Annotated in this window: 14 protein-coding genes; 9 read left to right on the top strand and 5 right to left on the bottom strand. The window is 67.5% G+C overall.

Annotated features, from left to right (window positions below):
• Positions 1–46: 46 nt before the first annotated feature.
• The 3 genes from Q0982_RS20155 to Q0982_RS20145 form a co-directional block, all read right to left on the bottom strand.
• Positions 47–853 carry a carbohydrate ABC transporter permease gene (locus Q0982_RS20155; RefSeq protein ID WP_299398997.1) on the bottom strand — a complete coding sequence of 269 codons (807 nt, stop codon included), beginning with the start codon at positions 851–853 and terminating at the stop codon, positions 47–49.
• Positions 854–882: 29 nt separating this feature from the next.
• Positions 883–1,755 (bottom strand): carbohydrate ABC transporter permease, encoded by an 873-nt coding sequence (locus Q0982_RS20150; RefSeq protein ID WP_299398995.1) that lies wholly within the window; start codon positions 1,753–1,755, stop codon positions 883–885.
• Positions 1,756–1,926: 171 nt separating this feature from the next.
• Positions 1,927–3,162, bottom strand: a complete 1,236-nt coding sequence (locus tag Q0982_RS20145; RefSeq protein WP_299398993.1) for an ABC transporter substrate-binding protein — start codon at positions 3,160–3,162, stop codon at positions 1,927–1,929.
• Positions 3,163–3,433: 271 nt separating this feature from the next.
• Between Q0982_RS20145 and Q0982_RS20140 the strand changes: the two genes are divergently transcribed.
• From Q0982_RS20140 to Q0982_RS20125, 4 genes are all read left to right on the top strand, one after another.
• The gene (locus Q0982_RS20140; protein ID WP_299398991.1) at positions 3,434–4,438 is read left to right on the top strand and encodes a LacI family DNA-binding transcriptional regulator; all 1,005 of its coding nucleotides are present in this window, start codon (positions 3,434–3,436) and stop codon (positions 4,436–4,438) included.
• Positions 4,439–4,552: 114 nt separating this feature from the next.
• Positions 4,553–4,978, top strand: coding sequence for a MarR family winged helix-turn-helix transcriptional regulator (locus Q0982_RS20135; protein WP_299398989.1), 426 nt, complete (start codon positions 4,553–4,555; stop codon positions 4,976–4,978).
• A 129-nt stretch (positions 4,979–5,107) separates the two neighbouring features.
• The gene (locus tag Q0982_RS20130) at positions 5,108–6,235 is read left to right on the top strand and encodes an efflux RND transporter periplasmic adaptor subunit (RefSeq protein WP_299398986.1); all 1,128 of its coding nucleotides are present in this window, start codon (positions 5,108–5,110) and stop codon (positions 6,233–6,235) included.
• A 5-nt stretch (positions 6,236–6,240) separates the two neighbouring features.
• Positions 6,241–9,408: an efflux RND transporter permease subunit gene (locus Q0982_RS20125; protein WP_299398983.1), complete on the top strand. Its 3,168-nt coding sequence runs from the start codon at positions 6,241–6,243 to the stop codon at positions 9,406–9,408.
• Between the two features lie 37 nt (positions 9,409–9,445).
• Here the strand turns inward: Q0982_RS20125 and Q0982_RS20120 are convergent, their stop codons facing one another.
• Positions 9,446–10,033 carry a GNAT family N-acetyltransferase gene (locus Q0982_RS20120; protein WP_299398980.1) on the bottom strand — a complete coding sequence of 196 codons (588 nt, stop codon included), beginning with the start codon at positions 10,031–10,033 and terminating at the stop codon, positions 9,446–9,448.
• A 294-nt stretch (positions 10,034–10,327) separates the two neighbouring features.
• On the opposite strand from Q0982_RS20120, the gene Q0982_RS20115 reads away from it, so the two are divergent.
• The 5 genes from Q0982_RS20115 to Q0982_RS20095 all read left to right on the top strand — a co-directional run bounded on the left by Q0982_RS20115 (position 10,328) and on the right by Q0982_RS20095 (position 12,902).
• On the top strand, positions 10,328–10,705 hold the full coding sequence (locus tag Q0982_RS20115) for an NADH:ubiquinone oxidoreductase subunit NDUFA12 (RefSeq protein ID WP_299398978.1): 378 nt from the start codon (positions 10,328–10,330) through the stop codon (positions 10,703–10,705).
• A gap of 138 nt (positions 10,706–10,843) precedes the next feature.
• Positions 10,844–11,320: an outer membrane lipid asymmetry maintenance protein MlaD gene (gene mlaD / locus Q0982_RS20110; RefSeq protein WP_299398975.1), complete on the top strand. Its 477-nt coding sequence runs from the start codon at positions 10,844–10,846 to the stop codon at positions 11,318–11,320.
• Between the two features lie 80 nt (positions 11,321–11,400).
• Positions 11,401–12,174, top strand: a complete 774-nt coding sequence (locus Q0982_RS20105; protein WP_299398973.1) for a trans-aconitate 2-methyltransferase — start codon at positions 11,401–11,403, stop codon at positions 12,172–12,174.
• A gap of 72 nt (positions 12,175–12,246) precedes the next feature.
• On the top strand, positions 12,247–12,486 hold the full coding sequence (locus Q0982_RS20100; protein ID WP_299398971.1) for a hypothetical protein: 240 nt from the start codon (positions 12,247–12,249) through the stop codon (positions 12,484–12,486).
• Positions 12,487–12,497: 11 nt separating this feature from the next.
• On the top strand, positions 12,498–12,902 hold the full coding sequence (locus tag Q0982_RS20095) for a DUF2155 domain-containing protein (protein ID WP_299398968.1): 405 nt from the start codon (positions 12,498–12,500) through the stop codon (positions 12,900–12,902).
• On the opposite strand, the gene aat is transcribed toward Q0982_RS20095, so the two are convergent.
• Positions 12,836–13,486, bottom strand: coding sequence for a leucyl/phenylalanyl-tRNA--protein transferase (gene aat / locus Q0982_RS20090; RefSeq protein WP_299398966.1), 651 nt, complete (start codon positions 13,484–13,486; stop codon positions 12,836–12,838). The two genes, Q0982_RS20095 and aat, sit on opposite strands and share 67 nt — an antisense overlap.
• Positions 13,487–13,575: the final 89 nt, after the last annotated feature.

Raw genomic sequence — 13,575 nt, 5'->3', positions numbered from 1 at the left:
CCGGCCCCCGGCTGTCCATGCGGCTGTTTCGGGACTGCCCCTGCGTCTATTTCAGGCCGCCGGCAAAACCCATGGTCAGCCATTTCTGCACCAGGCCGACCATCGCCAGAATCGGCAGAGAGGCGAGGAAGCCGATGGCGGCGAGGCGCCCCCAGAAGGTCTCGTCCTCGGTGATCAGGGTGGCGATGTAGGTGGGCAGGGTGAACTTCGAGGGCGTCTGGATGAACAAGAGGGCGTAGGCGAACTCGTTCCAGCTGAGGATCATCACGAAGACCGCGGTCGCGGCCAGGCCCGGCGCCATGACCGGCACGACGATGGTGGCCAGTCGCTGGATCAGCGAGGCACCGTCGATCCGCGCCGCTTCCTCGTAACTCAGGGGGACGTCGCGCACGAAGCCCAGCAGCATCCAGATCGCAAAGGGCAGGGCATAGACCTGATAGACCAGCACCAGGCCGGCCAGGGTGTCGAGCAGCCCCAGCGAGCGCAGCACCTGGTAGAGCGGAATCGCCAGTACGATGGGCGGGGCCAGCTTGATGAGCAGAACGAAGACCAGGAAGGCGACGTCCAGGCGCCGCGGCATCTTCAGGCGCGCGAGCGCGTAGGCGGCCGGGAACCCGGCCAGCAGCGCCAGAGCCGTGGCCCCGAAGGTGACGATCAGGCTGTTGGCGATCTTGCCGAAGACGTCGTCCTCCATCAGCGCGCGGTAGTGCTCCAGCGTGACCGCGTTGGGGATCAGGTCGACGGAGGCGGAGACGAACTCGATCGGCGGCTTCACAGAGGTGCCGGCCATCCAGAGCACCGGCAAGAGGACGATGGCGGTCACCGCGTAGGCGGTGACGGTGCGGGCGCCCACGCCGCGTCGTGACTCACCCGACATGAGCCTCACCCGACATGAGATTGGCCGCCGATGATCTTGAGGACGTAGATGGCCGCCAGCAGGCCGGCGATCACCACCATGATGACGGCGGCGGCCGAGGCGAGCCCGACATCGAAAAAGCGGAAGCCGAGCCGGTAGACATACATCGAAAGGGTTTCCGTCGCGTTGCCGGGTCCGCCGCCGGTCAGCGCGTAGACCTTGTCGAAAATCTTGAAGCTGTCTATGCAGCGCAGCAGCGCCGCCAGCAGGATGTGCGGCGTCAGCAGCGGCAGGGTGATGGTGAGCAGGATCTGGCGCGGCGAGGCGCCGTCGATGCGTGCCGCCTCGTAGACCTCCGGCGGCACGGCCTGCAGGCCGGCCAGCAGGATCAGAAAGGCAAAGGGCGCGGTCTGCCAGAGGTCGACCAGCACCAGCGAGAGCATCGCCAGGTCGGGGTCGGAGAGCCATTCCACCGGCGGCAGGGCAGCGGCGCGCAGAAGGTTGTTCAGGAAGCCGAAGTCATAGTGGAACCATGCGCTCCAGATGGCGGTCACCACCATGGTCGAGAGCACGAAGGGCGCCACCAGGGCCGGGATGACGAAGCGCCGGCCGGGAAAACTGCGGTTCATCATTAGGGCCAGCATCAGCCCGAGGCCGACCTCGCTGACGGTGGCCAGCAGCGTGAAGACGACGGTGTTCCAGGTCGCGCGGCGGAAGAAGCGGTCGCCCAGGAGTTCCCGGTAGTTCTCGCTGCCGACGAAGAGCGCGCCTTCGAGGCCATAGTCGGTGACGAAGAAGGACAGCAGGAGTCCGCGGCCGAGCGGATAGAGGGTCAGCAGCGCGAAGAGCGCGATGGCCGGCGCCAGTAGCAGGAGAGAAGTGTAGCGGGGGCCTGGCATGTTCTGTCGCCTTCCGGCTCTTTCCCGTGCGTGCTGCTTCTGGCTACCGTCGAAGCGGGAGGGACCCGCAACGCCGAGAATGCGGGCGCAGGAAGGCCAGCACAAGAAGGACCGGCGCAAGAAGAACGGGGAGAGGGAGTGTGCCCCACCTCTCCCCGTAAGGCCGGAAGCCTAACGCGTGAGCGCGCGGGCGATCTTGCCGTTGGCTTCCTCCAGGGCATCTTCGGGTGTCATCTCGCCGATCAGGGCGAGCTGCAGGTAGTCGCCCAGAATGGCCTCGACCCGGCTCCACTGGGTGATGCGCGGGCGTGGCTGGGCGTTCTGCAGGGCCTCGACCTGGGCCGGGTACCAGCGGTAGCGGTCGATCACCTCGGCGTCCTTGTAGACGCTGGCGCGGGTCGGCGGGATGCCAACTTCCAAGGCCAGGGTCTTCTGCATCTCCGGCGAGGTGAGGAAGTCGATGAAGTCGCGGGCGCGCTCAGGGTTCTTGGCGCCCGCCGGCACCGCCAGCAGCCAGGACCCCAGCATCGGCGCCGGCCCCTGGACCTGGCCCGGCGCGGCCATGATCTCGATCTTGCCGGGAACCTTGGACTTCGCCGGATCGTCGAGCGAGGGCGCCCAGGAGGGCCAGAGCTCGATGGTCATGGCGGTGGTCCCCTGCATCAGGGCGTCGCGCACCTCCGTCGAGTTGTAGGTCTCGATGCCCTTGGGGGCGTAGTCCCTGAGGGCCAGGAAGAGCTCCAGTGCCTCCAGCGCGGCGTCGCTGTCCAGATGCGCCTTGCCGTCGGTGCCGACCACGCGGGCGCCGTGGGCCCAGAGGATGGGCAGGAAGCCGGTGACGATGGGGTTGGCCTTCTTGCCGCGGAACACGGCACCGGAGACGCCGTCCTCGGCCTTGTTGATCGTCCGTGCGGCCTCCAGCACGTCGGTCCAGCTTTGCGGACGCTCGAGACCATGCTTCTCGAAAAGGTCCTTGCGGTAGGCGAAGAGCTCGACGTTGCCGACGAAGGGCACTGCATAGAAGGGCCCGCTGCCGACGGGATACCGCGAGACGTCGCGGGCCGGCTTCACGAAGTCCTCGTCGACGCCGCCGCCGAGCTTGTCGAGATCGGCCAGCCAGCCGTTGGCCATGAACTCCACCGCCCAGGGGTCGTCGAGCATGATCACATCGTAGGCGCCGGCCTTCTCGCGCATGGCGATGGTGACTTTTTCCAGGAGGCCACCGCCGGGCAGTTCCAGCCTTTCGGTCTCAAGCCCCGGGTTTTTTGCCTCGTACATCTCGACGGCCAGCTTCAAGGCCTCTCCGTAGCTGCCGTCGCGGCCGGCGATGACGAGCGTCTCGGCCTGGGTTGAGGCAGTGCTGAACAGGACGGCCCCGGCCAGCATCGCCGTTGCAAGTCGTTTCATCGCGGATTCTCCCTCTGTTGCATTCCCTTACGGGCCCTTACGGGTGTGGTGCGGAGGCGTTGCGGCGTCCCTTCGGGCTCGTGCGAGCGTCACGTCCGCTGCAGCGCAGCGCAAATATGGCCCTTCTGCGTTTTTGCAAACGTTTGCGAAACGAGACTCTACGCTTTCTATCGTTTCCTCTCAAATGAACTTTGTATGAAGCATTTCGCCTGTCCTGCGGGAGTGAGAAAACGTTTGCAAGCAGGCCTTGTGTTTCCGATAGTCTCTCCCGATGCGCCGAGTCACGATCAAAGACGTTGCCCGGGAAGCCGGGGTTTCCGCCTCCGCCGTGTCCCGGGTGTTCACCGAAGGGGCCAGCGCTTCCCTGAAGACCCGCGAGAAGGTTCTGGCCGCCGCCGACCTCCTCGGCTACCGCCCCTCGCTGCTGGCCCGCGGCCTGGTGCGCAACCGCACCAACCTGGTCACCCTGGTCATGGGGCGCATGACCGATCCCTTCGATGCCCGCTTCATGGACTGCCTGGCCGAGGCCCTGGCCGAGCGCGGTACCCGGCTGATGCTGTCCCCCGCCGCTGTCGGCGCCCCCGGCGAGGAGGGGATGCTGCAGGCCCTGGATTACCAGTCCGACGCGGTCGTCGTTTCCGCGGGCACCATGTCGCTGGCCCATTCGGAGCGCTGCGTGCGCGCTGGGCTTCCGGTCATTCTGGCCGGGCGGGTGCTGGAGGCGCCGGGCGTGGACTGTGTGCTGGCCGACAATCACGACGGTGGGCGGCAGGCGGCCCAACTGCTGCTGCGCACCGGCTGTCGGCAGCTGGCCTTTCTCGGCCAGGGCGGCGCCACCTTCTCCGACCGGGAACGCCGCAACGGCTTTCAGACGGCCGCCCGCACTGCGGGGCACAGCATTGTGCAGCAGAGCGTGACGGGGCGCGACGATGCCGCCGCCTTCGCCGCGGCCACCACCTTGCTGTCGCGCACACCGCGGCCGGACGGCATCTTTTGCAGCAACGACCGCATCGCCATTGCCGCCCTCGAGGCCAGCCGTGCCCTGGGGCTCGGCGTGCCGGGGGACGTGGCGATCATCGGCTTCAACAACCTGCCGGACAGCGCCCGCCGCAGCTTCCAACTCACCACCCTCGACTATCCCGTCAACGCCGTGGTGGCACAGATCATCGCGCTTCTCGATCTGCGCCTGGAACAACCGCGGCGCCCCAGCGAGATCCGCCGCATCCCGACCCATCTGGTCGTGCGCGCCTCGACCCGCGAGGGCGTCCAGCCCTAGGGTTTTCCGAGGTTTTTGCGCACCGCAGGCAACGGGCGCGATGATCGGCGCAGCCGTTATCCAGCTTGACATTATGTGGAATTGCACCTATCTGGATCTGGAAAGGAAATCCCCATGATCGCAGCAGCGGACTTCGAGGCGGCCTGTGTCTGCCAGACGATGCGGCGCGTCGCCCGCAAGATCTCCAAGCGCTACGAGGATGCGCTCAGGCCCGTGGCGCTCAAGGCGGGGCAGTTTACGATCCTGGCTGCCTTGAAGCGGGAGCGGCCCGCACCGCTGGGCGCCCTTGCCGCCGGGCTCGGCATGGACCGGACCACGCTGACCAAGGACCTGCGGCCGCTGGAAAGGCGGGGCCTCGTGACCTCCGTCGCGGACGAAAAGGATGCGCGCGTGCGGCGTCTGAAGCTGACCCCGCAGGGGCAGGCCCTTTTGAAGAAGGCGGTGCCCCTCTGGCAGACGGCCCAGAAGGTCTCGCACGAACGCCTTGCGGAGGTGGACTGGCCGGACCTGCGCCGCGCCCTCGACCGCCTCGCGGAGTGATCCCAGGAAATCTGCCTTCTATGGACCGAAATCGACAGCGCTTCCGTGATCCGTTTACGTGTAATTCCACGTAAAACGCAGAATACAAAGAAGCGGGCTCGCGAAGCCAAGGCCAAAAGGGAAGCGGATATGAACCGGTTGCTACGCACCTTTTTCATTGCGCTGGTCGCGGCGGGCTTTCTGGCCATCCTCGCTGGCGGCGCGGCCCTTCTGCATCTGCGCGCGGCACAGTCGAAAGCCGAAGGCGCCCACAGCTTCGCACCCATTCCGGTGGCGAGTCTGGTTCTGGAAGCCGAGCAGGGCTACGCGGTTGCCGAGCGCTTTGTCGGCCGCCTGGAGCCCGCACAGCGGGCGCGTATCGCCTTCGAGCGCTCGGGGCTGGTGACGGCCGTTACGGTGGAGGAGGGCGAGGCGGTGGATACCGGCGCTGTCGTCGCCACCTTGGACACGGCGATCCTCGAGGCGGAACGCGACCGTCTGCTCGGTCAGCGCCAGCAGGTGATTGCCTCGCTAGAGCTGGCCCGTCTCACCGAAGGGCGCCAGCGCGTACTGCGCGACCGGGGTCACGCCTCCGAGCAGCGCCTCGACGAAGCGCGCCTGGGGGCGGTGGCCCTGGAGGGCGAGTTGGCGGCGCTCGATGCCGCCATTCGCCGCATCGATGTCGACCTCGACAAATCGGTGGTGCGGGCCCCCTTTGGCGGCCGCATCGGGGCGCGGTTCATTGACAACGGCAGTGTCGTGGACGCCGGCACGCCGGTCGTCGATATTCTCGAGACCGGGCGCCCGCAAGCCCGCATCGGTGTGTCGCCGGAGGCGGCGGCCGCGCTGAGCCCGGGGGCGGTGATCGGCCTCTCCGCAAACGGCCGGGCCCTGCAGGCCCGCATCGCCGCCATCCGGCCGGACCTCACCACGGCGACCCGCACGATCGGTATCCTCTTCGACGTGCTGGGAGAGCCGGAGGTGGACTTCGGCGACACGGTTGAGCTGCATCTGTCCCGTTTGGTTGCAGCAGAGGGGTTCTGGCTGCCGATCTCCGCACTGACGGAGGGTGAACGCGGCCTGTGGTCGGTTCTGACCCTGCAGCCGGATAACGACGGCACCTTCCGCATCGGCCAGGAAGCGGTCGAGCTGCTGCACACGGCCGGCGACCGTGTCTTCGTGCGCGGCACCCTGCGGGCCGGCGACCGCGTCGTTGCCAGCGGCCGCAACCGGGTGGTTCCGGGGCAGCAGGTTTCCCTTGCCGCCGGCGAGGGATGACCGCGATGAAGACCCTGCTGTTCCGCAATACCCGCCTGCTGTTCCTGGTCCTCGGGGTCATCCTCGCTCTGGCGGCCTCCGCCGCCACCAGCATCGGCCGCCAGGAGGACCCGACCATCACCAACCTCTTCGCCACGGTCGTCACGCCCTATCCGGGCGCCGAGCCGTCACGGGTCGAGTCCCTGGTGACCGAAAAGATCGAGGAGGAACTGCGCGAGATTCCGGAGATCGACGAAATCCGCTCCACCTCGCGGACCGGTGTCTCCGTGATCTCGGTGGAGCTCTCGCTGTACATCGGCGAGGAGACCATCGAGCAGGTCTGGGCGGAGATCCGCGACGCCTTGAGCGAGGCCGCGCGCAGCTTTCCCGCCGGGGTGCCGGAACCGGAACTGGATACCGACCGGACCTCGGCCTACACGACGATCAGCGCCATCGTCATGCGCGGCGACCTGGCCCCGAACTCCGCGATCCAGCGGCGCTATGCCGAACTCCTGCAGGACCGGCTGCGCCAGATTTCCGACACCAAGCACGTGCGCCTCTTCGGCGAAAGGGAGGAGGAGGTGCGGGTCACCGTGGACGCACGGCGTCTGGCGGGCCTGGGCCTCAGCTTCGACGACGTGTCCGCCGCCGTGGCCCAGGCCGACGCCAAGGTGCGCTCCGGCCAGTTGCGCGGCGAACGCTACGACCTGCTGGTCGAGACCGAAGGCGAGATCGAAACCCTGCAGCGCATCCGTGACATTCCGCTGCGCAGCGATGCTGTTGGCACCACCCTGCGGCTGAGCGATGTCGCTGCCATTGAGCGCGCCTTTGCCGACCCGCCACGCGAGATCGCCTACGCCGATGGCCGCCCTGCAGTGCTGGTGGCCGCACGGATGGAAAACGACCGCCAGGTGGATGCCTGGACGGCTGCCGCCAAGGCGGTCATTGCGGACTTTGAGGCTGGACTGCCCGGCGGCCTGGAGCACCGGCTGATCTTCGACCAGAGCCGCTACACCCAGCAGCGCTTCGCCGATCTGGGGGTCAATCTCGCCATCGGCGTGTCGCTGGTGGTGCTCGTGCTCTTCGTGTCGCTTGGCTGGCGGGCGGCCAGCGTTGTCGCAGCGGTGATCCCGCTCGCGACCTTGATGTCGGTGACCGTGATGCAATGGCTCGGCCTGCCGATCCAACAGATGTCGGTGACCGGGCTCATCGTCGCGCTCGGATTGCTGGTGGATGCCGCCATCGTCATGTCCGATCAGATCAAGCGCCGCATCGCAGCCGGGCTGCCGGCGTTGCGGGCGGTGGCGGAGTCCGTCGACCGGCTGGCGGTTCCGCTGCTGGCCTCGACGGTGACCACCGTCCTGGCCTTTGTGCCCATGGCGCTGCTGCCGGGCCCTGCGGGCGATTTCGTCGGCTCCATCGCGCTGTCGGTCATCATCATGCTGTCGGTCTCCCTGCTGCTGGCCTTGACTGTGACGCCGGCACTGGCCGGACGCCTTCTGGCGGCGGGCACGCAGTCGGCATCGCGGGGCGGTCTCCTGCAGCGCGGCATCACCTTGCCGCGGCTGGGCCGTCTCTTCGACCGCTCGCTGGACCTGGCGCTGCGGCACAAGGGCTTGGCGATCCTGGGCGCCCTGGTGCTGCCGCTGATGGGCTTCGCCGCCTTCCCGACCCTGACGGCGCAGTTCTTCCCGGGCGTCGACCGCGACCAGTTCTACGTTCAGGTGAGCCTGCCGGGCGGCGCGGCCATTGCCGAGACGGAGGCCCTGGCGCTGCGCATGGACGCGCGGCTGCGGGAAGAAGCGGAGATCCGCAGCCTGCACTGGGTCATCGGCGAGTCGGCGCCGGCCTTCTACTACAACATGGTGACCGACCGCGATGGCGTGTCCGGCTTTGCCGAGGCTCTCGTCACCAGCGTCTCGCCGGAAGCCACCGAGCGGCTCATTCCCGCGCTCCAGGCCGCTCTCGACCGGGAGTTTCCGCAGGCCCAGGTCCTGGTCCGCGGACTGGTGCAGGGGCCGCCGGTGAACGCGCCGGTCGAACTGCGTCTGGTGGGCCCCAATCTGGAAACCCTGCGCGAAGACGGCCAGGTGCTGCGCGGGCTGCTGGCGCGGATCCCCGAGATCACCCACACCCGGGCCGACCTCAATGGCGCCGAGCCGAAGCTGGTGTTCCGGCTCGACGAGCACAAGGTGCGGCTGGCCGGCCTTTCGCTGGCAGAGGTCGCCCGCCAGCTCGAGGCCGGTCTCAGTGGTGCCCTGGGCGGCTCGCTGGTCGAAGCGACCGAAGAACTGCCGCTGCGCGTGCGCCTGTCAGACGGGGCGCGGGGCAGCGTGGAGGCGCTGCGCAGCCTGGTGATTGTCCCGCCGGGCGCCGCGGAGACCGCCGCCAGCGGCGGCTACCCCGGCATTCCTCTGACCGCCCTTGGCGCCCTCGTGCTGCTGCCGTCCGACAGTCCGATCACCCGGCGCAACGGTGAGCGGGTGAACACGGTCCAGGGCTTCATCGCCCGCGGCGTGCTGCCGGAAGAGGTGCTGAAGCAGGCGCAGACCTTGTTGACCGAGAACCCCCTGGGCCTTGCCCCAGGCTATCGGCTGGAGGTCGGCGGCGACGCGGATGCCAGGGCCGAAACCACCCGGAACCTTGCCGCCGCCGCAGGCTTGGTGGTCACGCTGACGGTGGTGGCGATCTTCCTCACCTTCGGATCCTACCGGCTGTCTCTGGTGACCACGGCCGTTGCCGGTCTGTCGATGGGGCTCAGCCTGCTGGCCCTGGCCGTGTTCCAGTACCCCTTCGGCATTCAGGCGCTGATCGGAACCATCGGCTCCATCGGCGTTTCCGTGAACGCCGCCATCATCGTCCTGACCGCTCTGCAGCGCGATCCGGGGGCGGTCCGCGGCGATCTCACCGCCATGCGCCGGGTCGTCAGCCGCCAGGCGCGCCACATCCTTTCCACCACCATCACCACGGTCGGCGGTTTCATCCCGCTGATCCTGGCCGGCGGCGGCTTTTGGCCACCCTTTGCCATGGCGATCGCGGGTGGTGTGCTGCTGTCGACGCTGGTGTCGTTCTATTTCACGCCGCCGATGTTCGCCCTGGTCATGCGGCCGGGCGGGGGTTTTGCGCAGCAGCAGGGCGGGGAGCCCGGATCGTTGGGCAGGGAGACTTCGCCGGTCCCCGCCGCCGCGGAGTGACCGGAGGGTCCGGCGGCGGGCCCGCTCGACCAAAGCCTCACCGCAAGCGCCGCTGCATGATGTGGCGGCGGCCACCGGCCTTGCCGGCCATGGTGAAACCGGCGCGGGCGAACTGCGGTATGAAGCCCATGAAGCGGTAACTTGGCGCTTCGGGCTCCACCGGGTAGGCCTCGACCATCTCGGCGCCCTGCGCCTGCGCATAGGCCACCGCTTGCTCGATAAGCTGCGCCGCCAGCCCTTGGCCGCGGTAAGCCCGCTGGACATAAAAGCAGACGATGCTCCAGACGTTGCCCGGTTGTTTCCGCAGTTGGTCCGGCTCAATCTCGGCCAGGCGGCGAAAGGAGGGGCGCGGCCCCACCGAACACCAGGCAACCGGCCGCTCGTCGAGATAGCCCAGCAGTCCCACAGGTGTGCCGTCTTCGACGCGCTGCTTCAGCGCGGCCTTCTTACACCCTTTGTCGCGGCGGTGCTTGGACGGCATCCTGCGCCAGACCATGCACCAGCAGTAGTGCGGCCCACCGCGCCCCTCAAAAAGAGCTTCCATGTCCGGCCAGGTTGCAGCGGTCACAGCCTCGACACGCAGCCGGGCGGGTTCGCGGGGAATCCGGTTTGGCGGAGTTGTCAAAGCTGGCGTTCCCTATGGCCTCGGTCCGTTCATGGCAACCGCTGGGCGAACTGCGGCGGTGGTGGGCGACGACAGCAGATCCATCTCTAGGTGATTGGAGGGCCAGGGACCAGCCAAATCGGGCCCCGCGTCGCCCGAGAAGCCAAAGAAACCGCGCTTTACCGGGTTCTCCTGGGGGCGCTTCCCGGGCTGGACTGTTCCCGGTCTCGGTGCCATAGTCTGGCCGCCTGCAGCGGGATTCCCGCCGGTAGGCGGCCGGATCGTGATGATGTTGCTAGGGATCGCGCCTCGACTATGGGCACAACCATCGGAACATGGATTTACACCTGGCTGCGCGGTGAACTGGTGGGCCGCGACGCGCAGGGCAACCGCTACTACCGCGCCAAGGGCGGCGGGCGCACCCACAAGGACTCCCTGCGCCGCGAGCAGCGCTGGGTGATCTACGACGGCGAGGTCGAGGCGAGCCGGGTGCCCGCCGAGTGGCACGCCTGGTTGCACCATACGAGCGACGAAGTGCCGCCCGAGGGCGGGCCGAAGCGCCACGCCTGGCAGAAGGACCATCAGCCGAACATGACCGGCACGACGCAGGCGTACCGGCCGCCCGGCCATACGCTGCGCGGCGGGCGCCGCGACAAGGCGACGGGCGACTACGAACCCTGGACGCCGAACTGACGTCCGCCCACCTCGTTTGCGGATGCGCGTCGCAGCCACCCAAGAAGCGTGCATTGCCGTAGCGGCAGTGGCGGGTCAGGTTGTCGGACCAGCATTGAAAAGCCAGCACACAGAGCCAGCATATAGAGGACGACCAGCATGCGAAGGAATATGATCGAAACCGTGATGGGCGCTGTCGTTCTGGTGGTGGCCGTGGTGTTCATCGTCTTCGCCTTTCGCACCACTTCGATCGAAGGGGGTGCAGGTGGCGGCTATACCCTGATGGTCGAGTTCGACGATGCCTCCGGTCTGACCTCCGGGACCGACGTCCGCATGGCCGGCGTGAAGGTCGGCAGCGTGGTGAGCCAGCGTCTCAACCCGGACACCTACTTTGCCGAGGTCAGCCTCAGCATTGACGAGTCCATCAAGCTGCCGAGCGACACCTCGGCCCGGATCATTCCGGAGGGGCTTTTGGGCGGCAACTACGTGGCCTTGGAGCCCGGAGGCGCCGAGGACTACCTGACCGACGGCCAGCAGATCCAGTTTGCCCAGGGCACGATCAACGTGGTCGACCTGCTGGGCCGCTTCATCTTCAGCGCTGCCGAGACGGCCACGTCCTCCGGGGGCGGCCAGTAAGGCCGGCTTGGCCCGAGATGCCGGAAGACAAACCGACATCCGGCCAACGCGGCGATCCAGCCGCGAATGCAGCCCAGGAAGTGTCCCCGCAAGCGGTCCAGCAAGCGTCTCAGCATTGGGATCCCCTTCGCTACAACAAGAACGCCGGCTTCGTTGCCGAGCTGGGCGCGCCGCTGCTCGACCTGCTGCAGCCTGCCAGGGGTGAGCGGGTGCTCGATCTCGGCTGCGGCGAAGGGGCGCTCACGGCGAAGATCGCTGCGGCCGGCGCGGAGGTGGTGGGTGTCGACAGCTCGCCCGAACAGGTAGCGGCAGCCAAGGCGCGCGGTCTCGATGCCCGGGTGATGAACGGCGAGGCTCTGACCTTCGAGGCCGAATTCGATGCGGTGCTTTCCAATGCCGCGCTGCACTGGATGCTCGACCCCGATGCCGTTCTGCGCGGTGTCGCGGCGGCTCTGAAGCCTGGCGGCCGCTTTGTCGCCGAGATGGGTGGCCAGGGCAACGTCGAGACGATCACCCGGGCGCTCTTCGCATCCCTGCAGGCGCGCGGTGCCGATCCCGTGAAAGCCTGTCCCTGGTACTTCCCCGCGCCGGAGGCCTATCAGGCCAAGCTGGAAGCGGCCGGTTTCGCGGTCGGGTCCATCGCCCTGATTCCGCGGCCGACCCCGCTGCCCGGAGAGATCGGCGGCTGGCTGGAGACCTTCGCCGAGGCTTTCCTGAAGCAGGTTCCTGCGGACGACGGGCCGGCGCTGATCGCAGAGGTGGCCGAGCGGCTGCGCCCCAGCCTCTGCGATTCTGAGGGCCAGTGGTCGGCGGACTATGTCCGGCTGCGCTTCGTGGCCCGGCTGGCGGGATGAAATCCCCCGGCTTGCGCGGCTGGCGTGGAGCCCTTAAGTCTTTGGCAGGATTAATCTGGTGAGGTGTTGGGCGTGTCGGCACCGGAGGCAAAGAAGTTCGAGATTCCCGTCTGGCTGCAGCCGGACGGCGCCCCGCTGTCGTGCCGGGAAAAGATCAAGGTTCTGAACGAGAACCTGGAGGAGATCCGCGAGATGGCGCAGGACGCGCTGGAGGACGGCATTCTGATGGGCTGCGACGAAGGACAGCTGCGCGAAGTCCTCGCCGATCTGGTCGGCTCCCTGGAGAACCCCTACCGCGACCGCAAATCCTGAGAGTGTCTGTCTTGCGTGCACGTCTGAAGGCCCTTCCGCTGATCCTGCTTCCTGCCGTCATGCTTCCGGTCTTTCCGGGCCCGGCCGTCGCCGCCTCGGCGGTGCTGCAGGGTCTCGACAAGATCACGGCGCGGATTTCCACCTTCGAAGCGCCGCTGGGGGAGACGGTGCGCTTCGGGTCGCTGCAGATCGTTGCGCGGGCCTGTGACAAGAAGCCACCCGAAGAGCCGCCGGAAAGCGCGGCCTTTCTCGAGATCGTCGACGTGCGCCCGGACTCGCCCGAGGTGGCGCTCTTCACGGGCTGGATGTTCGCCTCCAGCCCCGCCGTTTCCGCCCTGGAGCACCCGGTCTACGATGTCTGGGTCGTCGACTGTAAGAAAGAGTCCAGCTCCGAGGGTGAGATCAAGCCGGAATAGAATTCTGCCTTGGTAGAGACGGCCTGGGTCAGCAGCTTGCGGTAGTCGTCGCGCGGGATCTCTACGACGCCGAAGCGGCTGAGGTGGGGTGTGTTGAACTGGGTGTCGAGCAGCTGAAAGCGGCTGCGTCTTAAGCGCAGAACCAGGTGGACGAGGGCCACCTTGCTGGCATCGGTGGCGCGGCTGAACATGCTTTCCCCGAAGAAAGCGCCGCCCAGGGACACGCCGTAGAGGCCGCCCACCAGACTGTCACCGTCCCAGCACTCCACGGAGTGGGCGAAGCCCATCTCATGCAGTTCGCTGTAGAGCCTTTCGATGACCGGGTTGATCCAGGTATCCGGGCGGTTTTCCGCTGGCGCGGCACAGCCCTGAATGACGTCGTGAAAGGCTGTGTTGCAGCGGACCTGAAAGATCCCCCGGCGCAGCTTGGCGCGCAGCTTGCGGGGAACATGCAGCCGGTCGAGCGGCAGGATGCCGCGCATGTCGGGGTCGATCCAGTGGAGTTCCGGGTCCAGACGGCTCTCCGCCATGGGGAAGATCCCGATGGCATAGGCACGAAGCAGAAGGTCCGGCGTCAGCTGCATGACGCTTGATGATAGCGACTCCGCCGGGCCGCAATCAATCAGCCCGGGGCGCCCCCGCGTTCAATTTCCATGACATTTCAGCGGCAGTT

Source organism: Pelagibius sp. (genome assembly GCF_028281305.1).
Classification (GTDB): Bacteria; Pseudomonadota; Alphaproteobacteria; order Kiloniellales; family Kiloniellaceae; genus Pelagibius.
The sequence above is the reverse complement of the archived record's forward strand: the minus strand, read 5'-3'. Positions and strand labels throughout refer to the sequence as shown.